Origin of the sequence: Roseateles sp., assembly GCF_047654805.1 — a bacterium.
Taxonomy (GTDB): domain Bacteria; phylum Pseudomonadota; class Gammaproteobacteria; order Burkholderiales; family Burkholderiaceae_C; genus Pelomonas.
Genome location: NZ_JASGIV010000001.1, coordinates 1,919,820 through 1,945,416, shown reverse-complemented (window position 1 = coordinate 1,945,416; position 25,597 = coordinate 1,919,820). Strand labels below are relative to the sequence as shown.

The 25,597-nt window shown below is 62.6% G+C and carries 22 protein-coding genes; 17 read left to right on the top strand and 5 right to left on the bottom strand.

What is annotated here, in order from left to right; genetic code table 11:
- Nucleotides 1-57: 57 nt before the first annotated feature.
- The 5 genes from QM732_RS08615 to QM732_RS08595 all read left to right on the top strand — a co-directional run bounded on the left by QM732_RS08615 (nt 58) and on the right by QM732_RS08595 (nt 6,868).
- Nucleotides 58-336 (top strand): hypothetical protein, encoded by a 279-nt coding sequence (locus QM732_RS08615; protein WP_415655759.1) that lies wholly within the window; start codon nt 58-60, stop codon nt 334-336.
- A gap of 18 nt (nt 337-354) precedes the next feature.
- Nucleotides 355-534 carry a hypothetical protein gene (locus QM732_RS08610; RefSeq protein ID WP_415655758.1) on the top strand — a complete coding sequence of 60 codons (180 nt, stop codon included), beginning with the start codon at nt 355-357 and terminating at the stop codon, nt 532-534.
- The gene (locus tag QM732_RS08605; protein WP_415655757.1) at nt 531-893 is read left to right on the top strand and encodes a metal-dependent hydrolase; all 363 of its coding nucleotides are present in this window, start codon (nt 531-533) and stop codon (nt 891-893) included. The genes QM732_RS08610 and QM732_RS08605 overlap by 4 nt, the downstream gene beginning before the upstream one ends.
- Before the next feature lie 180 nt (nt 894-1,073).
- Nucleotides 1,074-3,695, top strand: a complete 2,622-nt coding sequence (locus QM732_RS08600) for a PD-(D/E)XK nuclease family protein (RefSeq protein WP_415655756.1) — start codon at nt 1,074-1,076, stop codon at nt 3,693-3,695.
- Nucleotides 3,692-6,868 (top strand): UvrD-helicase domain-containing protein, encoded by a 3,177-nt coding sequence (locus QM732_RS08595; protein ID WP_415655755.1) that lies wholly within the window; start codon nt 3,692-3,694, stop codon nt 6,866-6,868. Before QM732_RS08600 ends, QM732_RS08595 begins: the two co-directional genes overlap by 4 nt.
- Nucleotides 6,869-7,201: 333 nt before the next feature.
- Here QM732_RS08595 and QM732_RS08590 read toward each other — a convergent pair whose 3' ends face one another.
- Entirely contained in the window at nt 7,202-7,495 is a 294-nt protein-coding gene (locus QM732_RS08590; protein WP_415655754.1) for a DUF6471 domain-containing protein, read from the bottom strand.
- Nucleotides 7,496-7,739: 244 nt separating this feature from the next.
- Between QM732_RS08590 and QM732_RS08585 the strand changes: the two genes are divergently transcribed.
- From QM732_RS08585 to QM732_RS08560, 6 genes are read left to right on the top strand one after another with little or no spacing between them, the layout of a single operon-like run.
- Nucleotides 7,740-8,270, top strand: coding sequence for a TnsA endonuclease N-terminal domain-containing protein (locus QM732_RS08585; RefSeq protein ID WP_415655753.1), 531 nt, complete (start codon nt 7,740-7,742; stop codon nt 8,268-8,270).
- A complete protein-coding gene (locus tag QM732_RS08580; RefSeq protein WP_415655752.1) occupies nt 8,270-9,124 on the top strand; it encodes a TnsA endonuclease N-terminal domain-containing protein in 855 nt (284 codons plus the stop codon). The genes QM732_RS08585 and QM732_RS08580 overlap by 1 nt, the downstream gene beginning before the upstream one ends.
- Nucleotides 9,124-11,337: a hypothetical protein gene (locus QM732_RS08575; protein ID WP_415655751.1), complete on the top strand. Its 2,214-nt coding sequence runs from the start codon at nt 9,124-9,126 to the stop codon at nt 11,335-11,337. Before QM732_RS08580 ends, QM732_RS08575 begins: the two co-directional genes overlap by 1 nt.
- 2 nt (nt 11,338-11,339) lie before the next feature.
- Nucleotides 11,340-13,019, top strand: a complete 1,680-nt coding sequence (locus QM732_RS08570; protein WP_415655750.1) for an AAA family ATPase — start codon at nt 11,340-11,342, stop codon at nt 13,017-13,019.
- The gene (locus tag QM732_RS08565; RefSeq protein ID WP_415655749.1) at nt 13,016-14,254 is read left to right on the top strand and encodes a TnsD family Tn7-like transposition protein; all 1,239 of its coding nucleotides are present in this window, start codon (nt 13,016-13,018) and stop codon (nt 14,252-14,254) included. The genes QM732_RS08570 and QM732_RS08565 overlap by 4 nt, the downstream gene beginning before the upstream one ends.
- Before the next feature lie 51 nt (nt 14,255-14,305).
- Nucleotides 14,306-15,286, top strand: a complete 981-nt coding sequence (locus QM732_RS08560) for a hypothetical protein (protein WP_415655748.1) — start codon at nt 14,306-14,308, stop codon at nt 15,284-15,286.
- Between the two features lie 143 nt (nt 15,287-15,429).
- Here the strand turns inward: QM732_RS08560 and QM732_RS08555 are convergent, their stop codons facing one another.
- From QM732_RS08555 to QM732_RS08545, 3 genes are all read right to left on the bottom strand, one after another.
- Entirely contained in the window at nt 15,430-17,199 is a 1,770-nt protein-coding gene (locus QM732_RS08555) for a UvrD-helicase domain-containing protein (RefSeq protein ID WP_415655747.1), read from the bottom strand.
- On the bottom strand, nt 17,192-18,946 hold the full coding sequence (locus QM732_RS08550) for an ATP-dependent nuclease (RefSeq protein WP_415655746.1): 1,755 nt from the start codon (nt 18,944-18,946) through the stop codon (nt 17,192-17,194). The genes QM732_RS08555 and QM732_RS08550 overlap by 8 nt, the downstream gene beginning before the upstream one ends.
- Before the next feature lie 69 nt (nt 18,947-19,015).
- Nucleotides 19,016-19,798 (bottom strand): hypothetical protein, encoded by a 783-nt coding sequence (locus tag QM732_RS08545; protein ID WP_415655745.1) that lies wholly within the window; start codon nt 19,796-19,798, stop codon nt 19,016-19,018.
- Between the two features lie 479 nt (nt 19,799-20,277).
- On the opposite strand from QM732_RS08545, the gene QM732_RS08540 reads away from it, so the two are divergent.
- From QM732_RS08540 to QM732_RS08530, 3 genes are read left to right on the top strand one after another with little or no spacing between them, the layout of a single operon-like run.
- Nucleotides 20,278-20,862, top strand: a complete 585-nt coding sequence (locus tag QM732_RS08540; protein WP_415655744.1) for a hypothetical protein — start codon at nt 20,278-20,280, stop codon at nt 20,860-20,862.
- Complete coding sequence (locus QM732_RS08535; protein WP_415655743.1) at nt 20,852-21,199, top strand: hypothetical protein; 348 nt, start codon at nt 20,852-20,854, stop codon at nt 21,197-21,199. Before QM732_RS08540 ends, QM732_RS08535 begins: the two co-directional genes overlap by 11 nt.
- Nucleotides 21,200-21,201: 2 nt before the next feature.
- Nucleotides 21,202-22,404 (top strand): hypothetical protein, encoded by a 1,203-nt coding sequence (locus QM732_RS08530; RefSeq protein WP_415655742.1) that lies wholly within the window; start codon nt 21,202-21,204, stop codon nt 22,402-22,404.
- A 17-nt stretch (nt 22,405-22,421) separates the two neighbouring features.
- On the opposite strand, the gene QM732_RS08525 is transcribed toward QM732_RS08530, so the two are convergent.
- Nucleotides 22,422-23,219 carry an ATP-binding protein gene (locus tag QM732_RS08525; RefSeq protein WP_415655741.1) on the bottom strand — a complete coding sequence of 266 codons (798 nt, stop codon included), beginning with the start codon at nt 23,217-23,219 and terminating at the stop codon, nt 22,422-22,424.
- Nucleotides 23,220-23,784: 565 nt separating this feature from the next.
- Here QM732_RS08525 and QM732_RS08520 point away from each other — a divergent pair.
- From QM732_RS08520 to QM732_RS08510, 3 genes are read left to right on the top strand one after another with little or no spacing between them, the layout of a single operon-like run.
- Nucleotides 23,785-24,267 carry a type IV pilin protein gene (locus QM732_RS08520; RefSeq protein ID WP_415655740.1) on the top strand — a complete coding sequence of 161 codons (483 nt, stop codon included), beginning with the start codon at nt 23,785-23,787 and terminating at the stop codon, nt 24,265-24,267.
- On the top strand, nt 24,252-24,881 hold the full coding sequence (locus tag QM732_RS08515) for a Tfp pilus assembly protein FimT/FimU (protein WP_415655739.1): 630 nt from the start codon (nt 24,252-24,254) through the stop codon (nt 24,879-24,881). Before QM732_RS08520 ends, QM732_RS08515 begins: the two co-directional genes overlap by 16 nt.
- Nucleotides 24,872-25,591 (top strand): PilW family protein, encoded by a 720-nt coding sequence (locus tag QM732_RS08510; protein WP_415655738.1) that lies wholly within the window; start codon nt 24,872-24,874, stop codon nt 25,589-25,591. The genes QM732_RS08515 and QM732_RS08510 overlap by 10 nt, the downstream gene beginning before the upstream one ends.
- The last annotated feature ends 6 nt before the right edge of the window (nt 25,592-25,597 follow it).

Here is a 25,597-nt window from a genome sequence, read left to right as displayed (position 1 = left end):
AGTGCCCTCGCAAGAATGCCTTCCAGGCTTGGGATAGGTCCAAGTAAGGAGTGCACGATGCGAATCAATCTTGCCCACCTGCGCGAGCGCGCAGCCAACGGCGGCTGGGTCAACTTTGCGGTCTTCGACGCCCGCTCGTCGTCCGGCTCGCAAGGCGATAACGCCCGCCTGCTTGCCCAGCTGACCGCCCGGGCACGCGCCTCGAACCTGCGGGTCGAGCAGTCCGCCCTCGCCTTCACCTCCGGTGGACGCACTCAGTTCTTCGGTAGCCCGCCGCTGGTGGACTACCTCTCCCAGAACGGCCTCCCCGGCTGGACTCACACCATCGACGCCTGAAGCGAAAGGAACCTGAACATGGCCAAGAACGCCCCCATCGGTGACAACGCCCGCCGCGGCGCCGTCCGTGACCGCTCGCAGGTCTTCAACCCGACCACCCAGACCTGGACCAAGCGCGACGCCGGCAACGGCCAGTTCATGGACCAGAAAAAGGACGGCGAACCGTTCAAAGGCGTGCGCAAGGAGCACAAGAAGTGAACGGGCCGACCCATCAGGTTGTTGCCGGCTTCGCCACCGGCGTGTTCCTGGCCGAGCGAGAGCGGCAGGCCGGCGTCCGAACGGCCCAACCGCTGCTACGGGGCACAGCCGCCGCCTTCCTGACCAAGTTGCCGGACATCCTGGAGCCTGCAACCTCGCCGAACCACCGCCAGTTTTTTCACAGCCTCGCATTCGCCGCGCTTCTCGGCGTAGCGCTGCATGAGCTCAACAAATGGCAGCCCGAATCCGCAGGCGGCGAGCTGTTCAAGGCCCTCGGCCAAGCTGCGATTCCGGCCTACTTGATTCATCTCTTTCTCGATTCGTTGACGGCAAAGTCGCTCCCGCTGGTTGGTCGGTAACGAACAGCTGCCCGCGCCGCACGAGCAGTCCACAAGATTGATGAGGCCCAGCAGCTCCTAATTTTCTAAGCCGTTATGGGTTGTGGCGAAAGCTGACGCTAACCTTGTCGAATTCGAGCAGGTGGCCAAGAAGCAATAGAACGCCTGCACTCGATTGCCTTCAGGGGAGTCAACTTCAGCATGCATGTCACCTTCGGCCTGTTCCTGGATGCCCGCCAGGGTCCATCACCGACGAATTTCTTCAACAGCCCCCTTGTCGGTCGGCTGGGCTTCCTTTCCCTACTGGAAACCTACCTTGGCTTGGCGGCGCCCGAGGCATCGTCGGCAAAGCGAGTAGCCATCTACTCTGGCCTCCTTCGAGCTCACGACAACGGCTCCCGCTTCTACAGCGACTCGCTTCAGGCCGACAGCATCGGCACCGCCGCGCGCCTCCTGGACTGGCGAGACGAGTGGCGCCTCGGCGGCTGGGATGGCAGCGCACAGCCGACGCACCCTTCGCGACTTCAGGAGCTTTCCGCCATCGAGACGGCCGCCGCAGGCAAGCTCCCGCCCGGGGAGGCCGAGCGTTTGCACTTGGTTGTGCAAGCCCTGCGCGAATCCGGCCCTGGCCCCATCAAATCGGTTCACCTCGTCGACCCGCCCGAGGACTTCCCTCTACTCTGGCGTCAAGTGCTCGACCTCCTGCCCGCCGTTGGGGTCCGTCTCCCCGGGCCGCAGGGCACAGGGCAGCTCCGCGCGGTGCAAGAACAGGCGCTGGCCGTTCTGGCTGGTCAGCCGGTGGGCGACTTGGGCGCGCCGCCCGACGGTAGCGTCCTGTTGGTGCATGCCCTCACGGCCACGACCGCCGAGCACTGGCTTAGCGCCCTCAACTCGCACGAGCCGGGAGACCGGCTGGTCCTGGCTGAGGACTCAGGCGATGGCCTCGACGTGTCCCTGTCCGCAACTGGCGGGGTCAACTGTGGGTTCGAACGCCCGAGCCAGCTCCGTCCTGCCCTTCAGGCGCTGCCCCTTGCTCTGGAGTTGTGCTGGGCGCCGCTCGACATCAACAGGCTGCTGGACTTTCTCACCCACCCGGTCGGCCCGTTCAGCCGCCGCGCTAGAAGGACACTCGCCCGCGCTGTCGCCAAGCAGCCCGGACTTGGCGGCGAGGCCTGGACTGCGGCCAAGGCCAAGCTGGTCACGGGGGAGGATGCCCAGGAAGTCGTTGACGAAATCGCCTTCTGGCTGGAATCCGAGCGCTGGACACGCAACAACGGAGTGCCCGTCGACGCACTCATCGCTCGGGTTGACCGACTGAAAGAAGCGATGCGGCGGCGCCTTACGGGTGAGTCTGACGAAGTGGCGAGTTTCCTGGCGGCGCACCGCCAGTGCGCAGCCGTCCATGAGGCGCTGGCCGAGCTCGCCGGTCAAGGCCTGGCGACGGTGCTGCCTCGGCAAATCGAGCAGTTAGTCGCCCACGCCACGCCCGCAGGGGCAACCAACCCTGCCTCGGTTTCGCATGTTGGTTGCATGCGCTCCGCTAGCACTCCGGCCGCCTGTATTGAGGCTGCGGACGAAGTGGTCTGGTGGATGCCTTCCACCCCCTCCCTGCCCTCGCCGCTTCCTTGGTCGCCGTCCGAAGTGGAAGCTCTCGACCAGCTGGGGGTCCAACTGCGAGACCCGGCACGGGAGCTGAAGTCGCTGGCCTCCCAATGGCTTCGCCCGCTGCTTACTGCGCGCAAGCGTTTTGTCCTAGCCTGCCCACCTCCTGGCACCGAGGTGCATCCGATTCGCCAGTTGCTCAAAAAGCTGCTGCCCGCAATCGAGAGCACCGCTATCGACCTTGATTCAGCACTAGGCTCCACGCTCATCGGGACCACCGCCGCAGCACTGGCACCGCAACCGTTGCCGACGCCACCTCGACTCGTCCAACTCCCGCATCCCGTGCAACTTGGTGACTCTGCGCAGTCGTTCACCTCGCTCAACGAGCTCTTCAACGACCCTGCGCTGTTCGTCCTGAAGCGAGTGGCGGACCTGGAGCCCACCTCTGTCCTGGCGGTGGAGGAGGACAACCGCCTGCTCGGCACCCTTGCGCACCGCGTATTCGAGAAGCTGTTCGCGCACGCCGATGCGCTGACTTGGTCGAACCCCGATGCCGTCGCTTGGTTCCGCACTGAGGCCGACACGCTACTGCAGACCGAAGGCGCCTTGCTGCTGATGCAGGGCGCTGGCGTCAGTCAACAGCACTTCCGCAAGGTCTGCGAAGGTGCAATCTGCAGTCTCCTCGAACACCTGAGGTCCGCCGGCGTCACTCAAGTTCAAACCGAGGTCGAGTTCTCCGGAACCCTGGGTGCAATACCGCTGGTCGGCAAGATTGACCTGCTGGTCACGCTCGGTGACAAGCGAACCGTCGCCCTCGACATGAAGTGGCGGAGCGACAACTACTACGCCGGGCTGCTTCGCTCCGGCGAGCACCTGCAGTTGGCACTCTACTCCAGTCTCGTCGAGCAAACGAACGGTGCCGCTCCAGCCGCGCTCGGCTACTTCATCTTGGAAAGCGGCGCGCTCTACATGACTGCCGCCGACATCTTCCCGAAAGCTCAGGTAAGACGGCCGCCAGACGGGGTAACCGTCGCCACACTGCTCGACCGGGCGCGTGCAACTTGGAACTGGCGTAAGCAGCAGCTGGATGCCGGGGCCATCGACGTAGTTCCGGAAGAGCCGGAAGGCGATTTCCAGGGCCCCGATGGCACTCTTCCAGTCAAAGGGCCGAATGGACAGTTCGAACGCGACCACCTCGTCTTGCTGGGAGGTTGGGAATGACGAACAACATCGAGTTCATCAGCGCCGGCGCGGGCAGCGGCAAGACCTACAAGCTGACCGAGACCCTCGCCCAAGCGCTCGAGTCCGGTGCAGCACGGCCTCACGCCATCCTGGCCACGACCTTCACGGTAAAGGCCGCCACCGAACTGCGAGAGCGCGCCCGTTCCTGGCTTCTTGAGAAGGGACGCATCGACCTGGCAACCGCCGTCGGCCAAGCCCGCCTGGGCACCGTCAACAGCGTCTGCGGCCAGATGCTCAAGCGGTTCTGCTTCGAGCTGGGCCTGTCGCCCGACCAGACCGTCCTGGGTGAAGGCCAATCCAAGCGGCTGCTCAAAGCCACCCTGGCCGAGTCCATGGATGCCGCCGCGCAAGCGGAACTGGTTTGGCTTACCGAGCGGTTCGGAATCGAGCAAGCGGACTGGTCCAAGACCGTCGAGGCGGTCGTCAAGGCCGCACTCGACAATGACATCGCACCAACGGAGCTGCGCGCGATGGGTGTCCAGAACGCGGATGCGATGCTCGCGAACTGGCCTGCTCCGACGGCTGGGCCAGACCCGACCGACGCGCTGGTGGCCGCTCTGGCCAAGGCGCACCAGGAGGTGGCCGCCTACGTCGAACAGCAACTGGCTGCCGGCGCAAAGGTCGCAAAGAACCTCACCGATGGGCTCGAGGACATCCAAAAGCTGGACCGCCGCTTCCAGAGCAACCGTTGGAGCTGGCCGGACTGGATTGGCGCTGCCGGGTTGAACGCTGGCGCCAAGGTCAAGGACCTCGTGGAGCCAGTCAAGGCCGCCGCTCAGGCCCACGAGTCTCACCCCGCCTTTCATGCCGAGGTGCGCCGGTATCTGGACTTGGTGTTCAACCTGGCCGCCGACGTAGTTGATGCTTACGAGCAGGCCAAGAAGGCCCTGGGCGCCGTGGACTTCAGCGACCAGGAGGTTCTGCTGCTCCGGGCGTTGAGGACCAAGCCAAGCGTCCACGAAGCCCTGGCGGCCGAGCTGGACCTCATCGTGGTCGACGAGTTCCAGGACACCAGCCCCCTTCAGTTGGCGCTCTTCGTGGAGTTAGCCAAGCTCGCCAAGCGGTCAGTCTGGGTCGGCGACCCCAAGCAGGCCATCTACGGGTTCCGCGGCACGGACGCGAGCCTCATCGCTGGCGTCCTGGGCGCCATCAAGGATTGGGGCGGAACCATTGGGAAGGCCCTCGATACTTCCAGGCGTTCCGTCGAGGGGCTCGTTGCGCTCACCAACGGCGTGTTCGGGTCTGCGTTCGAGCCCGACCTGACGCCAGCGCAGGTTCAGCTGCAGCCGCTGCGAAAGGACATCCCGGACCAGGCAGCACTCCTGAACTGGAGCTTCGAGAGCAGCCGAAACGACTCGGACTACCTGGGGCTTGGTCAAGCCGTCAGGGAACTGCTGGACTCAGGCGTCAAGGTCGAGGACAAGGAATCCAAGCAGCTGCGACCTATTCAAGCCGGCGATGTCGGGGTGCTGTGCCGCTACAACGACCAGGTCGAGTTTGCCGTCACGTCGCTCACCCGCTGGGGCATCCCTTCAGCCAGCCCACGCGCTGGCCTGCTGGGGACTGCCGAGGCCATCTACGTGATGGCATGCCTGCGGCGCATGAACGACCCGACCGACACGGTCGCCACGGCGCTGGTTCTCACCCTGGCCGAAGGCATGCCGGTCGAGACATGGCTCGAAGACCGACTGCGGCACCTTGCCACCGATGGCGCCAAGTCCCACGACTGGAAGACGACCGGCGACAACGCCCATCCGCTGCTGGCCCGATTGGAAGAGCTGCGCCCAACGCTCAACGCCCTGACACCGCAGGAGGCCCTGCGACTTGCCGCTGCCGAGTCTCAGGTGGCGCGTCTGGTCGGCCAATGGTCGACCTCTCCTCACGAGAGCCGCAACCGCCTGGCCAATGTCGAAGCACTGGTCGAGTTCGGCAAGACTTTCGAGGACGAGTGCGTTGCCGCGAAGCGGCCGGCAACCGTCAGCGGCATGCTTCGCTGGCTGGACGAACTCGCCAGCGCTGAGGACGACAACCGTGCGACCTCTGCAGACAACTCGGTCACAGTCCTGACCTATCACGGGGCAAAGGGTCTGGAATGGCCAGTCGTCGTGCTGACAAGCCTCGATGCGACGGCACGCAGCTCGCTATGGGGCGTCCGCGCCAGGACCGTCGGCGCCTTCGACCCGCAGCAACCGCTGGCCAACCGCTTCGTCCACTGCTGGCTAAAGACTTGGGGCAAGCGGTCCCAACCCCAGGCCGCGCTCAACGCCGAGGCCAGCGCAACTGGTCAAGCCATGCAGGCAGAAGCCCTGGCGGAGAACAAGCGGCTGCTCTATGTGGGCCTGACTCGCGCACGTGACATGAACGTGGCAGTGTCCTTCGTTCGGTCGCGAGGACCTGGGCGTGCATGGGTTGGCGAGATTCGAGGCGCAACTGAGCTGTTGTTCGGCGACTCGGGAGCCGTGGCGCTTCCTTGCGGCCGGCAGCTCTCACGCCTGACAACGTTATGGAGCAAGGACAACTGCGCCGTCGAGCCGCCGGCCAAGGCGCCCGAGACGTGCTACTGGTTCAACGCGCGGCCCCGGATGCAAGCCGAGCCCCTGTGGCATCGCCCAAGCTCTGCCTCGGGCGGAGCCTTCAAGGTCGCCGAGACAGACACCATCGGTATGCGGCTGAGCCTGGCGGGCAAACCGGACATGGCATCGCTGGGCACGGCGCTCCACCTGTGCATCGCACGCGCAGGAGTGCTTGGCGGCGTGTCAGCGCCGGAAGTCGAACGCATCTTGAAGACCTGGGCCGTCGCTCACTGCGTGGACAAGGATGCCGTATGCGCCCAGGTCGCGGCGTTCCAGGCCTGGTTGGCCAAGCGCTGGCCAGGCTGCCCTATTCATGTCGAGGTGCCAGTGGAAGCGGACGGTCCGAACGGGACCCGCATCCGTGGCCGCATCGACCTGGTGGTTGAAGAGAACGACGGATGGGTTCTTCTGGACCACAAATCGAACCCAGGGGGTGCCACCAGAGACGAGGACCTGGTGGCCGCACACGGCCCTCAGCTCGAGTCCTATGGCCACGCTCTCCTCGCCGCGACCGGCAAGCCTGTGAGCCAGCGGTGGCTGTACCTGCCCGTTGCAGCACGAGCAGTTCGACTGTCCTAAGGTTCCGCTCCCCGCGTAGCGGCGCGGGGAGCCCACAACTTCAGTGAGGCCTGAACCAAGCTGCCTAGGTCAAAAGTCGCCGCGCCTAAATGGCCATGTCCACCAGGCTCCTCAGGCGGCTAGCCGAAAAATCAGAAGCAGCGGCGCCACTGGGAGTGCCTCGGCGTCTCTGAAATCGGCGTTCTCCCCGTGCGCCCCCCGTCGGTCGAGATTGACGGATAGGCACCCTGCTTCTCGCCGTTGCGCGGGCATCGCGGCTTCGAAGTGACAGACATCATCGACGACGACGACGACTTCCCTCGCTGACCAGGCTAACAACTCCGCCGGCGGACTCTACGGCAGCCGGCGGCGTTCAGCTAAGTCAACCGACTCCGTGCCCAGCGCGCGCATGCACTGCAGGAAAAACGTGAAAGCGAACTTCCCGCGGCTGACGCGCGTTCCTATCGCCTTGTCATTGTCGGCAACGCCGATTGCCTCGAGCCGAAGCGCGAGCTCCTTGTAGCTGACACCGGCACGCGCCAGCTCGGCCTTAAGGATTGCCTTCGCCTCGGCCTCCCACTCCTGTCCCGGGTTGACCTTCGGCTTCGAGCGGAGGTGATTTACAGCTGGGACGCTTTTGTCTCTCATAGGAGACATTTATAACGTATACGAGTCAAGCCATCCCGAATGCGTCGTATACGACGCATTGGCGTCGTATAAAATGCTTTTACCTTGAATCAGTTGGCCGTTTAAAACCGGAGCCGGTGCAACTTCTAGACGAGCAGCAGTCGAACAACTCTTCCGCTGCCTTCCCCTAGAAGACCCACCTCCAACGACTCACATGCTCAACAAGCCAACTTCCTTTATCGCTCCCGCACACCGAGGCTCGCCCATGAGTCGCGGCGTCAAGAAATGGTCGGAAGACGACATCCTCAAGCTACAGCACGCGGGGCGGGGACAAGGCAGGTTGGCTTCGTACATCCCGTGGTTGGATTCGGACTTCTATTCGCAATGCCGGACGCACAAGGTCTGGGGTCGGAAGACCGGACGCGCACACCAACTGCTCTCCGACGGCGAGCACGCTGCCTTTCTCCTACTGCAGCGGGACCCCAAAGTGGTCGACATCCGCGAGCAGTACCCACTGGACCGCGACCTCACCCGAAAGATTGCGAAGGGCCTGGGCATCCGCCACCCCGTCTACCCTGGGACGCACGTGCCGCTGGTCATGACGCTTGACTTCCTGGTCACGAAGAAGGTCAACGGGCGTGAAGAGTTCGAGGCGCTCAGCATCAAGGCCTGCGAGGACCTGAAGAGCAGCACCACAGTTGCGAGGCTTGAAATCGAACGCTGCTCCTGCGAGGCGCTTGGCATACCGTTTCGCGTGCTGGTCAAAGAGCAATTGCCAGTGCAAAAGGCTTGTTAATGAGCCGCGGTGTCAAGAAATGGTCGGAGGACCACATTCTCAAGCTGCAGCGGGAGGGGCGCGGACAAGGCAGGTTGGCCTCGTACATACCGTGGGTTTGGATTACGGACTTCTATTCGCAGGGCCGGACGCACGAGGCCTGGAGTCGGAAGACGGGACGAACGCATCAACTGCTCTCGGACGGCGAGCACCAAGCCTTTCTCCTGCTGCAGTGGGCGCACGACGTGGTGGACATCCGCGAGCAGTACCCCTTGGACCGCGACATCACCCGAGAGATTGCAAGCAGCCTGGGAATCCGACACCCTTCCTACCCGCGAACTCACGTGCCGGTAGTGATGACGCTGGACTTCTTGGTCACGAAGGTGGTCAACGGAAGCGAAGCGTTTGAGGCCTTCAGCGTCAAAACTAGCGAGGACCTGGAAGACGTGGCCACCGTTGAGAAGCTTGAGATTGAACGCAGCTCGTGCGAGGCGTTGGGCATCCCGTTTCGTCTGCTCGTCAAAGAGCTGTTGCCAGGTCAAAAGGCCCGCACGCTGGAATGGATTGAGGACGGCGAACTGAAGGAACTCGAGGCCGAACCTTGGGAGGACTTCTACGCCGACCACATGACGCGGATGCTGCAAGACATCCCTATGCGCAGGTATGACGGCCCCTTGAGCGAGTACTGCATCGATTACGACAGGCGCAACGGTCTCGAGGCAGGCACGGGCCTGCGCATTGCGCGCATGCTCCTGTCCCAACGCGCTCTGAGCATCGACCTGAACAACCCGGCGCCGTGGCAGACACCGATGAGTTGTGTCCATGCCAGCGCCCTGCCAAGCCGGCTGCGTTTGGCCAACGTAGGTGGCAATTGATGCACTACCCAAATGACATCGTCGTCGAAGCTGGCGCAGAAGACCGCTACCGACTCCTTCGGTTTAGCGCCGCAGACACTGAGCGGCCAGAAGGTGTCTGGCTCATCGAGCTTTCAAGCCCCCTCGCCTTACCTTGCTGGGTGTCCCTCGTGCAGTTGGAGGAGCACTATCGGCCGCAGCAGGCACAGGGCGCGGTCGCGCTGGCCACGGACACCATATCCAGTGCGCCATCTCTCGCGAGCATCCGGATTGCTGACGAGACCTTCTCGCGCATCCAGCCTCTCATCGACGAGCCCGGCATCATGGAGCCGAGCTCGCGCCACGCACTATTGAAACTGCGCGCCGCGGAGCCAGGCGGTGGAACAGAAAAGACGCTTCTGAAGGCGTTGCGGCGCTGGTGGCAAGGCGGTCAAACCCTGAACGCCCTGCTCGGGCACTATGCAAACAGTGGCGCGCCCAACAAGCCTGGAACGCAAGGGCGCGGACGTCACAAAGAGAGCAAGTACACGGAGCAGCCCCTCGAGGTACGCCGCCCGTACCAACTAACTGAAGATGACTTGGCCAAGATGCGCGAGGTCATCGAAGCCTACTACTTCGACAAGGAAGCGCGGCGAACTTTGCGGGCCGCACTTGAACACCTCCACAACACCCACTACACGTTTCTGGACGGAAACGGGGCTACTTGCCTGAAGCACGAGAGCGAGTGTCCAAGCTACAAACAGCTGCGGCACTTCTTGTTGACGACCTACCCACGCGAGACGATTCTGGTGAGTCGCAAGGGCGAGAAAGCGTTTGCCAAGGAAGACCGCTCGACACACGGGTCCATCCAGATTGAGTGTCTTGGTCCGGGTCACATCTATGAGTTCGATGCCACCATCGTTGATGTCAAGTTGGTATCGGAAAAGGACCGAAGAAAAATCGTCGGCAAGCCGACGCTCTACCTTCTCATCGACAGGTTCTCTCGCCTAATCGTCGGCTTCTACCTGGGCTTCGAACACGCCTGCTACACGGCAGCGATGCAGGCAATTGTGAGCCTCGGGGAGGACAAGCAGGAGCTCTGCAGAAAGCTAGGCCTGCCATACGACCCCTACGACTGGCCCGCTCAGGGTGTAGTGCCGATGAAATTCCTCGCGGACCAGGGCGAGCTAACAAGCAAGACGGCGCGCCGTATTGCTCGGTCGCTTCGCAGCACGCTGAGCAACGTGCCGGGCCTACGCCCCGACTGGAAGCCTTTGGTCGAATGCGGCTTCAAGATGCTGCACCAAATCATCGCCCCTGATACCCCGGCGTACACACCGGATGCCGACGCGCGGCAACGCCGAGCTGTGAATCGTGACAACGAGGCTTGCCAGACTCTCCACGAATTCACGGCGGTCGTCGTTGCGGCCATCATCGCGCACAACAAGCGCATGCAAGTGGGTTATCCGCTGTCCATTGAACAGGCAGACGACGGCACGCGGCCCATCCCGCGGGAGCTGTGGGACCACGGCGTTCGCACACGGTCGGGCTACCTCGCGCGCGCTGACTTTGCCAAAGTTCGTGAAGAACTCCTTCCACGTGCCCAGGCCACCATCACCGGTGACGCCATCATGTTCGAGAAACTTGCCTACCTCTGTCCAGAAGCACTGGAGCGCGGTTGGCTCATCCAGGGGCGTAAAGCGCGCAACAGCGTCGAGATTGCTCACGACTTCCGGCTCGTCAACGAAATCATCATCTACTCGCCGAACGGCTCCGGTGAGTCGTTTGTTGCACAGCTGTCAAAGGACTCGGTGCAGTTCAAAGACCACTCCTTGAAGGAAGTTCGCCAGCATTTCCACAACGTGGGCAGAGTGACGGCAGATGCCAACGAGGTCCGCCGCCAAGCTATGTTCGAGTACAGCAACAACACCAAGCCGGCGACTGCCAGAGCGAAGGCCGCCATGAAGGCGGTCGTTGGAGGAAAGTCCCGTTCTGGTCGTCTAAAGGACACGGCTGAAGCCCGCCAAGGTGAACTTAAGTCCGAACAGCTTGCCAATGGCGGCGTGCGCGCTCCGGCGCCGGCGCATGCGCCCGCACCCGTCGCGCAGCCAGCGCCAACCACAAGCGCCATCGTCGTGCCCATCCGCGCAGCCGAGCCTACGGCTTCCGCTTCCCCCGCTCCAGCCACATCAAGCGCTCCGCCGACGCTGCAGGAACGTCTGGCGCAGCAGCGCCGGCAAATGCGCGGAATCTAACGATGAACTCACCCACCTCCCCCGTTTCCATCACCGTGGCCTCTTACAAGCCACAGAAGCAGGCTCGTTACAGCGGCAATCGGCTCATTGAGGCCCTGCCACTGCCACTTGAGGAAGACGAGTTGTTTGAGGCGCTGAAGTTCGTTCCCCCGCTTGAAGAGGGAGTTCGAGACTGGTCTCGAGCCGAGCGTCTGCAGGAAGTTCTGAGCCTGACCAACATCATGATTCCCCTGTCTTCGCACATCGAGCTAGGGCTCGGGCTGGACTCGATGATGCGGGAGGGCTGCGTCGGTCGCCAGCCGTTCTCTGCGAAACATATCGCGACGTACCAGGAGATTGAGGACGAGGAGCGGTCTCAAAAACGCTTTCGCCAAACCTACAACACAGTGCCGCCCAAACTGTCGAAGGCGCTTATCGCTGTGCCGGGTATGGGCAAGACGACGACCATTCAGCGCTGCCTCGCGAGGTATCCCAGGGTCATCTATCACCCCGAGCTCGACCTCTACCAGATTCCATGGCTGCACTTCGAGATGCCGAGCGACGGTAAGGGCGTGAAGTCTCTCCTCACCAGCATCATCGAGGCCATCTCGGAGCTTATTCCGGACAACACGTACTACGAGGACTATGTCTTGAAGGGACGCCCGTCCGAGTCAAGCCTGCAGTCGTCGGTGCGACGACTCATGAATAAGCACTTTGTGGGTCTGCTCGTGCCTGACGAGGTCCAGAACGCGGCCAATAGCCGCAAGGAAGACCAGGTTGTGATGACAGAGCTGACGACCCTCGCCAACAAGTCAAACACACCGGTCCTCTTCGTCGGCACGCCCAAGGCACGGAAGGTTCTTGGCCTAGACCTCCGAATGGCGCGTCGAAGCACGGCCGGTCTGGGTGACTGGAACCCTTTGCCCCGATACAACCGTACGGTCAATGAAGAAGGCAAGCTCACCGAGTCACCCGGCGAGTGGGTCGATTTCATGTTCGTCCTCTGGCAGTACATGTGGGTTCGCAATCCGGTACCGCTGAGCGAGGGCCTGCTCGACGTCATCTATGACTGCACGCAAGGCATCATCGACCTGGCCATCAAGCTGCTAATACTTGCCCAGACTCGAGCAATCCTGGATGGCAGCGAGACGCTCAGCGAGCAGCTGTTCTATTCGGTCTATGAGCAGCAGTTCAAGCTGGTCCACCCGATGGTCAGCGCGCTTCGCAGCGGCGACGACAGGGCGATGGCCGAATTCGATGACTTGAAGCTTTTCAAGGTGAAGGAGACGGTGGAGGACCTGTCACGCGCATCTCGTGTCAAGCGCGGGCTGAAGGCACTAGCAAGGCCAGGCACGCCAGGCTTCGAGGCGCAACTGGCTCAGGTTGCAGAAACCATGGGTATCGAGCCGGCAGACGCAGAGGCACTTGCCAGTCAAGTAGCCACGGACGGAAATGCAAAAGACCTCCTTGACGCTGTCAAGCAGCTCACAAAGAAGGCGACCCCGCCCAAGGCCGTCGGCAAAAAGACAGCGCGTAGCAAGGCTGCGGGCGATGCCGCGCCGGCCTACGCAGGACTGGAAGAGCGTCCCGAGGATTTCCGCCGGGCGCTGGTGCGTTCGGCCGTGGAAGGCACAACCGTCTTCGAGCAGTTCAACAAGCTGAAATTTCTCCCCAACATCGAGGACGTGATTTGCCTGGCATGAGACTTCCCACGCCCTACAAGGACGAACTCATCGGCAGCTTGCTGATGCGCGCTCGCCTACACAGCGGCCTGCCGCCCTCTCGGCTTTTGATGCGGCTGGACATCGCTGAAGAACGACAGTCCACGGTGTTTCTGCCGAACGGGCTGGCCGAACTTGCCAGGCACAGTCGGCTGGATGCTGAGGAGCTGTTATGGGGGCACACGGTGTTTCCGTTCTCGGTGGCCTACATGACCTCGCACAACGCGCGGAAGTACCAGGCGACCCTGTTGAGGGAGGGCGCCGCCGGCGCAACCGCTGGGGCTCTAGTGGCCCACACGGCACCGCAGTTGCGGTTCTGCCCAGACTGCGCCATCGAGGATTACAGGCAGCTCGGTGAGAGCTATTGGCGACGAAGCCACTGCCTGCCCGCTTCAATCGTCTGCCGAGAGCACAACAAGATTCTCAGCAAGCCCGCCTACACCTCAAAGTCGCTCGCGAAGCTGATGCTTGCCCCGCTGCCGCATCGCCAGCTCGCCGATGAACGATTTGAGGAAGCCTTCTTCCCAAGGTGGATAGTCGAGGCTGGGGCTAACGCTACCACCGTCGGGGCGGGTTGGGACTTCAAGGATGACTGGCACGCGGTCTACCGGCGGAGCGCCCTCGAACGTGGATTCGATGGTGCTGGCCACATCGTGGCCAGCGCGAAGCTCGCTCATGAACTGCGCGTCGCGGCGGGGCCATCCTGCTTGGCAGAGTTGGGACTTGATTTCGAACAGCCGGCTGGCTCGTGGCCAACGCTGATGGTGCGAGCCAAAGTGCAGCCTCGGTTCGCGCCATTGAAGCATCTGGTGCTCGGGGCCTTTCTTGACCAGCACCAGCCTGGCGAGACGACGTTCACCTACAAGCCAGCGGGCGGCAAGGCCGCTGACTACGCAGCGTTGGACAAACGCCTGTCGGAGTTCGTGCGTCGCAGGACTATCGAGCTGATTTGCAAAGGTCGGACAGCGACTTTGGAGCTCCTGATGGCCGAATCCGGCGCATGGCAAACCTTCAGGTGCCGCAAGGCCCTGCTGCCGTTGACCTGCGCCACGGTGGAAGCGTTCAAGAAGTCGGCAGCATCCAAACGCCGAACCGGCGGTAGCGAGGTCTACCAACGACGCCTCGAGGAGATTGCGGCCGGAAGGCAGAAGCCGATGAAGTCGTACCGCGAGCGCCTCGAGGCCAGGGACCGCACCGAGTCGACGCCTCTCCAGTAGCTCGCAGATAAGTTCCGGCACTACAACTCCAAGTTGCGCTTGGAGAGCCCTTTGGAACTGGTCACAGGAATAACGATGGCGGATGGCCGCGTCACTGCGGACGCCATCGACACACAAGGCAGGTCGAGCGCCGTTGTGCCCACGGAATTCGCTTCGAAGGGGCTGCCAAACCTGCCCGCGAGCCTGAACGGCGTCGTGCGCACCAACTTCAAGGAGTGGAGGCCCGGCTCGCTCGAAGAGTACGCGTGCGCTCTGGACTTTCCTCCGCCGGCCGTCGACAACCACACCGTCTGGGTCTTCCACAACGCCGGCCGGCGGTATGTTGTTCCGGCCCTCGCCCTGATTCGCACCTTCGCCCGGCGGCGAACCCTTATCTACCCTCACCTCTTCAAGCCGCAGTCTCTCGAAGACATCTGTGCCTGGGACGACAAGGTAGCGCAGGTTATGGTTCAGGGCATACCAGACTACCTCCCGCGGCAGGCCAATCTGGTGGGCCTACTTCACAAGGACACGCTGGGTTGGATGTTCTGCTTTCCGAGCGCGCGAAGGGCCTGGGCAAGCGTTTATCTGGCGGCGAAGGTGGGGCGCCTCCATCTGGAACTTCCGGACGCGACGGTGACGATGCAGCTTGGGGTCCGGTCGTGCGGACGCACGGACTACGTCCACACCATCAGGCTGATGGGCGTGGAGCCTGAAGAAGAGCCGTTTGAGTTCGCCAGCCGCCATGCTCGATTCTTTGAGCCCCCGCCTCGACCAGAGGTTGAGGGTGTCGCGCCCTACGTCCCCTTGACCGACGCAGAGTGGAATGCAGTGGCCGACATCGTCGTCAATGTGGAGCGCCCAGCCGCTCAACCGCGAGAGTCGCTGGACACCATGCGTCTCAAGGCGCACGAGGGGAGGTCGTGGGCCAAGGCGGCGGCGGTGTTCGGCACGAGCTCAACCCGGGTGGCCACCTTGCATGTGAACTGGGAGCGCAGCGGGAAGCTGCAACGGGTGAACGAACGTCTTGCCGAGGGTTGCTCTTCTGTCTGAGCCGCGACTTTGGGCAGGACGAGGAAGTCTGACGCCAAAAGAATCCAGCGCTAGGTTCTCAGAAATCAGCGCCGTGTTCCTCCCAGTTCAGCCGACCACCAATCCAATGCGAGAAGCTGGGCTTGGCACGGGTGCGGCTTCCTCTATGCGGTCGGAACGCTCACTGAGCTCGAACCAGTGCCAGGGTTCCAGTCTGCGAACCCATGGCTGACCAATGCAGAGATGACCGCTGGAGCAGTGTTCTTGGGAATACCCACCACCAGCAGGTCGCGCGCCCGCGTCACGGCAACGAATCCGATGCGGCCCTCTTCGTCCTTCGTGCCTGCAACCATTGCGTCAAGGTCCTTCTTTGTCGTCAAGTAGAGAACCGCCGGTATGCCTTCACCTTTTGCAGAGTGAACGGTGCCGCAGCGCATCCCAGACCAAGAGTTCTGGCCGAAGTCGACGGCAAGAAGTGGTCCTGTGTCGGGGAGAGCTGTCGACTTGACACGCGCGTCCCAGGTCGGCTCGCGCGCATAAGAGGTCTGCGCTTCGACTGCACAGAGCCAATCGTTGAGGTTCTTCTTCAACGCTGGCAGCCATGCGCTCTTCGCGGCAAGCGTCGCCAGCGGAATTCCGGCCGTCGGCGTCCGAATCAGACGCCATACAAGTCGTCGCATCTTGACGGACTGCTCGTCCCCGCGTGAGCCCTTGAGGTCTTCAATGAACGAGCTGGGCAGGCCGCGGACGACACTCAGTACGCCCTTCGCGCAGTGCTCCATCACCTCGAAAATGTCTGCACCCTGCTCTCGCTCAAGAGCCGCAGCCGCGAAGTGCTTCACCGCGGACTTCCCCATGTCGCCTGACTCGGAGGCGAGTTTTGCCAGGAGTGCGGCCCCCCGACAAAGCACTGCCGCTTCATCAAGACCATAGCCGGATGCGCCAAGTGCCGTCGACCAGGCCGACATCATCTGCGGCAGCTGCTCGCCGTCGTACCGCCAATAGTGGGCACCAAAGGGGCGCGACACAGTCGACCTGAAGGGCTGCGACACAGTTCCGGCTAGGGCATTGGCGACCGACACGATGCTCGGCACAGAGCGCCTGTTCTGGGTCAGCGGCAAGGACAGCACGTCGGCGCGCTTCGAAAACTCTCGCAGATACTCCCCCGACGCGAAGTTGAAGCCGTAGATGCTTTGGTGGAAGTCCCCGACAAGCGAGATGGTGCTTCCAGCGGCACTCAAGAGGTCTAGAATTTCGCCCTCGAAGCTCCCGATATCCTGAGCCTCGTCAACGAGAATCTGCGGGAACCGGCGCGCCAACGCAGCCGTCAGGCGCGGCTCGTTTTGCAGAAGCCGAAGCGCCCAGGCTCGTCCAGCGGCGTAGGTGTACCCCCCAACCTTGGCCAGCTTGACCAAGCTCTTCCTCGCGAGCTCAACGTGCGCGTCGTCCAGTTGGGATGCTCCACCGCCTCTGTGCCGACGGAAGAAGACCGTCTTGCCGCCTTGCCGGCTGAGCGAAAGGTCTTCCAGGCTAATCTGGTTCTTGTTGTCAGTGCCGAAGCGATAGTTGGACAGGAAGTGCTCCCCGCCAAGGACAAGGAACGGCGTTCGGTCACATCGCATCACACGGCTACCGTGAGGTCGCAGGACAAACGTCGTGATGAACGAATCGACCGTCTGGATGACGACCCTGTCCGAGCTCCCATCCCGGCCTCTAAGCATTCGGTATTCGTCCCGGAAGGTATCGACTGCGATGTTGGAATAGGACAAGAGCGCGACGTGAGACCGCGTGCCCTCAAGCCTCCTTCGCACCTCTGCAACCCTCCGGACAGCTGTCGCCGTTTTCCCGCTACCCGGACATGCGACCACTGCGATGGACTTCAGGTCGGCATCAATGATGGCCTGCTGCTCAGGCGTCGCGTTGAACTCAAGCACTGCCGGTCCCGGTCGCCAGCGTAGTCACGAACTTGAGGGCATCATTGAGGTACTTAGGGATTGGAACCGCGTCCTTGGACGATGCGATGTTGAAGGCAAGCACCTGCGAAAAGCGCCCCTTCTGAACGTTCTCTAGATTGCCCGGGCGCTGGAACATGCCGCAGTACAACACCCGCGCCTTCTCCTGGTCGTTGGCTGCGGCATCGACGTCCGACTTCAGCGAGGCGCCAATCAAGGGGTGCATTTCCGAGAGTGAATCAACCATCAGGGCACGCCGACCAGCGTCCAAGGCGAGGTCGTACTCAAGGGTCTTGTGGGCAAAGAAACACTTCACGACCTCGTCCTCGCAGTCCTTGAGGGTCTGCGCTGTAGCCGACAACGCGGGTGGCGTGCCTGCGTCGGGGAACACGTCGGCGGGAGGGTCGGCATCGGTGATGACAGCGACCGGAATTTCCATCGCACCCTTACCGAAGAGGGGAAGGAACGCGTCGAAATTGAGGCCGTCGGTGCTGATGATGCTGACCGAGTTCTTCCGAAGGTCGTAGCCCGCCTTGGTAGCGAGTGCATCGAGCAAGAACAGCTCGGCTGTGCCTTCCACCAGCACCAAACGACGCGCAAAGAAGAGCTCGGCACGTGTGACGTTGAGGTACCGCTGAAGCTTCTCCTTCTTTCCCTTCCCGAAGGTGATGTCCCGAGGCGCAAACGCCACGGGGCCGGCAGGACTCTGGTAGACGCAGCAGATGGAATCGATGTCGGCAAGTGCTGCAAAGTTCGGCGAGTGGCTGGTCACGAAAACCTGCACAGGGCGTTCACCGGGCTGAGGCTTCTCCACGGCCTTGAGGTAGTCAAGTAGTACCGCTTGGAGTTGCGGATGAAGGTGTGCTTCCGGCTCCTCGACTAGAAGCCCGCAGTAAGAAGCGGTCTTGTTGAACGCCAGTTCGCTCAACACCACGGCCATGTAGATGAGGTTGTTGAAGCCAAGACCGTTCTGCTCCACCTCCATGCCACCGATGGCCAAACCGACCCGAGCGGCAAACCTGTTGAAGTCACTTGAAGCCAAGTCAAGCTGGAGTAGTTGAGCAAGCTCGGCACCCAGCATGCTCTCGTGCTTTGCCGATATGGCAGCGCCTGTCGAGGAAATTGGGGGCTTCGTCTTGAGGTCATGGTCGATGACCTTCAGGGTCTTCACCACCTCCTCTCGCTGGGCCTTGTCCGTCATGTTCTGGATGAGCTTGCTTATCTGGCTCATGCGACCGGGCTTCAAGCCTTGTGCAGGGTCCCGCAGCGGTTGGAGGTAGATGCCGCGGAGCTCCTCGAGCATCTCTGTCGTCATCATGTTTTCTTCGTGCTGGCCGACCCACCGCCGCAGCCGGAGGCGACCGCCAGGCTCTGCCTGGGTGTACTGCACGGTGAACTGGGCGTCGTAGCTAACGATTGCGCCGACGTCGTTCTTGACGGGAACAAGCGCCGTCATGAAGTCGGCCTCGTTCTGCTCAGAAAGCCCGCTGAAAACGAAGTTGAAAGTTGCCGCCGCGCTGCGCTCCCCGCCTTCCTTCTGGTGGAGGTCGAGCTCCGTAAGCCTCAGGTTTCCTTCATCACTGGCGGCCAGAAGAACCCTTAGCGCGTCGACGACCGCGGTTTTGCCCGCGTTGTTAGGCCCGACGATGACGTTGAGTCCGTCCTTGAACCGAAGTTCGAGGTTGTTGAAGCGACGGAATCCAGAGATGCGTAAATTCTGCAGGTACATGTTTGTGTCTTTTCTTCCCGTTCCTCTCGGGGCGCGACCACTTCCGGGACCCTCAGGTTCAGCGGCAAGTCATCCGTTGGTCAGCAATTTGTAGACCGCAGTGCCCAGGCTCAACGCGCCCTGCCCCGCCTTGCTGAACTTCTCTACGTCACCCGCCACTACCACCGCCTTGTCCCAGGCCTTCCGTAGAGTCAAGCCGGCCTCCGCTACGGCCTTGGGGTCGCCAGCTTGGGAAGCTTGACGAATCTCGTCTTCATCGAGGTGGATGTCTGCGGCCATCGCCCTCGTGGCCCGCTTCAAAGCGACCGGCCCACCGATGGGGTACTGCCTCAAGGCGTCGCGGATGGCCGCGATTTGCTTGCGAACAAACACGGCCAGAGACTCTGGTATTCCTTCGACTGCCACTTTCCCTTCGACCTCTGCCAGGAGCTGCTCAAGTTCGGCAAGGTCGTCGGCAGTCGCCACAATCGTCTCTTCGGGAAGCGTGTGCTTGAACCAGCGCAGCGACAGCCGGACGTCAGAGCCAAAATGATTCGACCTGATGTTGTGGAAGTTGTTGGCCAGGTTGCCGATTGACGCGGACTGGGCCAGTTGGTGCGTTGTCGGCAAGAGCAAATCATCGGGAACGCCGGCTTCCTTCAGTTGACGCTCCATCATTCGAATTTCTTCCGTCAGCGCGGAGAGCAGCTTCGCCACCGCATGGTGACGGTCAACGCCGGCGACGTCCTCACTGATGCCAAAGACCTCGGCCCACCCATCCGGCCCACCAAGGTTGGCGACACCATCGCTTCGGAGAACCAGTACTTCGATACGCCCGGCGCTGTTTTGCCGGCTCGGCGGGTCGAATGACATAGACATATTGACTCCCTTAGTCTCTGTTCTGGACATGAAGCTGAAGAGACGGGCGTCGCGACCTGCAAATGACGTGTGCGTGAGCGGGTCGAGCGGTCGACCGCTGATTCACCGAGCGTCCGACCGGACAGGCGGCGCATTGAAATGACTCGCGCACACCCGCGCCTGCAACGTGATTGCCGCGGGAGCGGATGGACCGGACTGCGTCCGTCTCTTCTTCTCCCTTTGCTAGGACTTGCCCTAACCCGGCGGAGATGCTAGCCGAGAGCTACCAGAATGTTTCGCATCGAAGGCTACAGACGGCTCACGTGCGTTCATCCCACGAAGTTCGTCCGCCCGGCTTCCCCCCGGCTGGACCCCAGATATTTCACAACGCGCCCTCTTACAGCGGCCGGCACCTGGGGGTAGTGAGGAGTTCATCTGCACTTGCGCGGTCGGCCGACTAGGCCTATATTTCGCTCATTCATGGAAATGAGTGAATGAAGAGCTTGCCCGTCATCGATGTCCTCGCCGCAACCGGCATTGCCCTTCTGGTCGGCGCCGGCGCCGGGCAACGCGCCGTTCCCGCCCTTCTCGCTGCGGCTGAACGCGTAAACGCTGGGCCGCTGAACTGGATGGCCCTGGACTTCACTGCAGTCGAGATGGTTTCTGCCAGCGCGGCACGTGAGGCGCTGTTTGGCCCCTTCCAGGACGCGATGGCAGAGCGCGGGCTGCTCGTCATCTGCGTAGGACTTAATGCCGAGGCGTTGGACGAGGTCAATCTCGCCGCCCAAGCCCTATCCCGTCCTTTCGTTGTCGCGGACTCCATTACCACTGAAGCGCCCGTCGGCCTGAGCGTACGCGGGAGCCTCGAGCCGAAGCAGTTGCTGACGTTGAAGACGGTGGCACAGCTTGGGGAAACCGATGCGAAAACCGCCCACGAGCAGTCCAACGACGGCACGGGCGTCACGGCCTGGAATAACAGGCTGTCGAGTCTCGAAGCAATGCGCCTCTTGGTCGCGCGCAAATCTGGAAAGACCAAGTACTACTCGCTGCCAGTGAAGGGGCTTGTCGATGGGAACTGAGTTCATTCGGAATCAAAAGGCGCAATTCACCAGGGGGTGGCGCAAGGGCATCTCGCATATCCAGGACGACTGGATTTCTGGTTCGACGCGCGTGACGCGCCTGTTCCGCGCCAAGGTTGACGGCCCCATGAGCCTGCGTGCCGACCAATCTGTCCTCCTCCGCTTGGTGTCAGACACGCAGGTGGTGGCCACGGTCGGCGTCCACCAGATGGCATCCCTTGTGAAGCCGTCCCTGGCCTTGGTAGAGCGCCTGAAGTCCTCGCTGGGCGTAGGCATCGCCAAGGTGCACCGCGTATCGGAAGCGACACGTCGCGTCGACCTGCTCGTAGAGGGCTGAAGATGCTGCCGGCCGGAAAGAGTATTCCCCTCTGGCCGCTGCGAGACCAAAGCGACGGCACGTTGATGCTCGGCTGCGGTGAGTGCCTGGAGCGGCAGCACTGCGGGGGGCTACAAGTCGCTGCAGGCGGCGCCGACGCGATGGATTGCATGAGCATGTGTCGCTGCGAAAACCCCGACGATTGCGACGTGATGTGCCCCAAGGCGCCCGAGCGCTACTACCGTCGCTGGGCCGAAGTCGGCGGGTTTGACCTCACGGACGTGCCCGTGGCGAAGCCCCTGCCTTTTCCCGTCTTGCCTGACGAAGCGCTATTGATAGAGGGCAAGGCAAACCGCGCAGGACGGCCATCGCGGGCCCTGCCCTACGTCGCGGTGCCGTTGTCGAAGACTGTGACGAAGAGAGGACAGCAGACGCGGCCAAAGAGCCGCCGGGAGCTGGAATCCACTTTTGGTCTGGCTCCGAAGTTCGGTTGGATTGCGTCCGGCGTCGAACAAGACGTGAAGGTGGAGCGGATGTGGAAGCTGCCCTCCCCCAAGCGCACCTACCGGGACCTGAGGGACGCTGGTGTCATCCTCGCCACTACCCCCGACTACAGCACCATCGCGGACGTGCCGCGCCACGACAACCTGCATGCGATGAAGCGAATCGCATGGACTTGGTACGAGATGATGGACGCAGGCCTTCAGGCTGCGCTGCACATCAATGGCCGCACCGACTTCGACTACATCCGCTGGGGTGAATTCGCACGACGCCAGCCTGCACTGCAGGCCGTTGCCTTCGAGTTCTTGACCGGCGCTGAGCCGAAGGAGAGTGGCCTCCGGTTCGTGGCGCGGATTCAGCGCTTCGTGGAGGTCAGCGGCCGCAAGGACCTGGTTCTGGTGCTTCGCGGAGGCGCCCAATGGGTCGACCGGCTCGAACCGTACTTCCGCCAGGTGGTGCTGCTGGATTCCGGCGTGTACATGAAGACGGTCAAGCGCCAGCGCATGGAACTCGATAGCGACGGGAACCCTCGCTATCGGTCCAACAAGACTTCGTCGGACGCTGAGTTGAACGACTTGTTCCTGCACAACGTCAGGACGAGGCTGGTCATGAAAAGCCGCAGGTCGCGGCCAGCCCCGGCACCAGTCAATCCGCCAAGTGCTCCTGCTCCTCGGACTCCGCGCGTCCGAGAGGTGGACCCAAACCAGCTGGAGCTGGCAGTCTGAAGGGTGCCGGCCTGTGCTCAGGCCCAAGTGAGACGGAGGCTGACGACGAACCCGTTGAGCATCGACTGGTCTTTGACCAGCCACGGCGCTTCGCCGGCCTGACCTTCGGTCTCAAGACTACCCTCGTCGCTGCGGACGCGAAGTGACGCGTCCATCGTCCGCATAGCTTTGAGAACGCTCTGGAAACCTGTGCCGTGGCCTGGCTCAGTGAAGCGTGAGCGATGCCGACGGACCGCCCACTCCAGGGCATCGGTGGCGCCCAGTCCTTGCAGTTCAGGCTGCTTCTCGAGGTAGCCACGGACGATTCCTTGGCCGGTGTCGGCTACCACCAAGGAAATGGCCTTGAGGCCAGCCTCAAAGGCAGCGATGCCGCGCGCCCCCTCCCCCGCATGCTTGGAGATGTTGTCGATGAGCTCGCCGAAAGCGCCCTGCATCAAGCGGGCGGCGTCGGCGGGCATACCGCCCTCTCTTGCCAGCCGACCAGCGGTAGCGATGAAGAGGAAGGTGTCGTCCTGGCCAGGCGCATCCCCGCCAAAAACGCTTCGGGCGCCAACTGTGGCGTTGAGCGCGGTAGCAGCAGCCGGCTGCTTGACGACCTGGGAGATGACAGCATGCCGGGCGTCGCCTCCACCCTTCAGCTGGAGGTCAAAACCAGCTTTCCGCCAGTCACGGCGAAGAACTAGTAGCTCGGCCAAGGCGCCGAGACCAAGCGACGGCGTGTCCACGACGGCGCGCTTGATGGCGCCGTCTTCAAACTGATTGGTCAGCTCGTCGACGGGGTCGAAGAGGGTCAGCAATGAACTGTCGTTGAACACGACTTGTTGTTTCCTCCCTGCTGCCTGGGAGTGAAACGTTAGGCTGCGGACTTGTCAATCGAGCGCGTTGTTTGCCACGAACATCTCTATATCTGGAGGGGCCGCAATCAGCCGCTGACCAGGGTTGAGGGTAAACCCTTGATGCAAGGGCGCTGGTCGTAACAAAGACATTCCACGCCAAGAAAGACGTGGCCGGGCCGGAGTAGAACCTATTGGAAAAAATCGAGGCCAAGCTGCCAGCGTAGAACTTGATTGGAAAAACGGAAGTCGGCTGCTGCGCGCTCAGCGTAGAACTTGTTTGGCAAGAGCGGTCGCATTTGTCGCGCGCTCATAGGGAGGGCTGGAGTACAACTTGTTTGGAAATCTCCACGGCTGGCCGGCGATCCGTCAGGTCGCGGCCATCGAGGACCGGGTGCGCGGCCGCGTGGCCGGCACGAGGATAGGCAGTATCCCGGGGTGCACCCGATCCCCTCATTCATGGTGGTCGCCGACCGGCGGCGCGGCCCGCCCGACGAGCGGTAGGAGAACGTCCGGATCGTCCCGGGCGCCTCCCGAGAATCGTGAAATGCGCACGCCCTGCCGCCCGCGACACCATGGTTTCAGCCTCATTGAGCTGATGGTCGTGCTCGTCATCGCCGGCATCATCGCGGCGATTGCCTACCCGGCCTATACCTCCCAGCTGCAGCGCGGCCGGCGGGCAGATGCCATCGCCGCGCTGACAGCCGTCATGCAGGCCCAGGAGCGCTATCGCGGCAACGTCACTACGTATGCCGACGAATTGTCGAAGCTGAACCTCAACATCGCCAACATCACGCCGCATTACACGGTCGCGCTGACGCCAGTCACGCCCGTCGGGGCCACCAGCGCCAGCTTCGAGTTCGGCTACGCGGCGACCGCCAGTCAGGTCAGCGCCGCAAGCGGCGGCAAGCAAAGCGGCGACGCCGCCTGCCGGACCTTCACCGTGACCTTGGTGGGGGCCATCCCGAAGTACACGGCCACGGGCGACCCCAACAACACCGACACGTCGACCACGTGCTGGCCGAAGTGACCATGGCAACGATCTTGCGTTCACGCCACCTGCCGCTAGGCTTGACGCTGGTCGAGGTCATGATCAGCGTGGCCGTGCTGGCGATACTGATTGCCGTGGCGGTTCCGTCGATGCTGGACCTGCTGGAGCGGCGCCGGGTGATCGCGACGGCCAACGAAGTGATGGGCGTGCTGAACTACGCCAAGGCGGAGACCAATGCGACCAACACGTTGCTGACTGTCCGCTTCGATCCTGACCCAGAGACGGACCCGAGCAAGGCCTTGAGCTGCGTCGCGGTGACCACCACAGTGGCGGCAAACGCTGCGTGCAAGTGCTATCTGCCCGAGGCGACCCTCTGCCAGGGGTTGTTCGCTCCCCGCTTGTTGCGCCTTTTCAGGTTGCCGAGGAGCAGTGTCAAGTTCGATGCAAGCGCTCCTGGGGGCTGGGGCGGCAGCAACATGGATTACCAGATCAAGTTCGCACGCGCCCAGGGCGGCATCGACGCCCAGGGCTTCCAAGTCGACGTTGTCGGCGTCAAGAGGGGCCACGCACTGCGCGTCGCGGTCAATACAGCGGGGCGGGTCGTCGTGTGCGCGCCCAACGGTGATTTCAGCGGGTACGCCAAATGCAGTTGAACCCGAAAGCCAGCCAGCGAGGTATCGGCCTGGTCGAGCTGATGGTGGGCATCACCGTGGGCCTGATCGTCGCTGCGGGGGCCTCCATGGTGGCGGTGCGTCAGATCACCGAGCACCGGCGACTGATGCTGGAGATCCAGATCCAGCAGGACCTGCGGGTGGCCGCCGACCTGCTGCAGCAGGACCTGCGCCGCGCGGGCTTTCGCGGCCTGCCGGCCAATGGCGTCTGGCAACCTGCGCGCGGCACCGGAACCAGTAGCGCGACGGCGGCCCAGAGTGCACTCACCAGTCCCTACACCCCCATCACCCAGACAGAGACTGGCGGCAGCGACATCTTCTACCAGTACGCTCGTGCCCCGGCCGGGGCGATGGACCCCAACGGGACCAATATCCTCGAGGACTACGAGCAGTTTGGTTTTCGCCTGTCCAGCAACAAGAGCCTGGAAATCCAGCTAGGCCTGGACAACTGGCAGCCGATCACGGATCCGGAGTCGGTGCTGATCGAGGATTTCAAGGCCGAGATCCACACCCAGCAGATCCCGCTCGACGACCTGTGCGACTGCGCGCCCGGCACCTGCCCGACGCAGACCGTGCGCCTCGTGCAGTTCACCTTGACCGGCGTCGCCAAGTCAGACAGCAACGTCAGGCGCACCGTGAGCGTCAGCGAGAAGATCCGTGCGGACGACGTGAGTGGAGCGTGTCCGTCATGAGGTCGT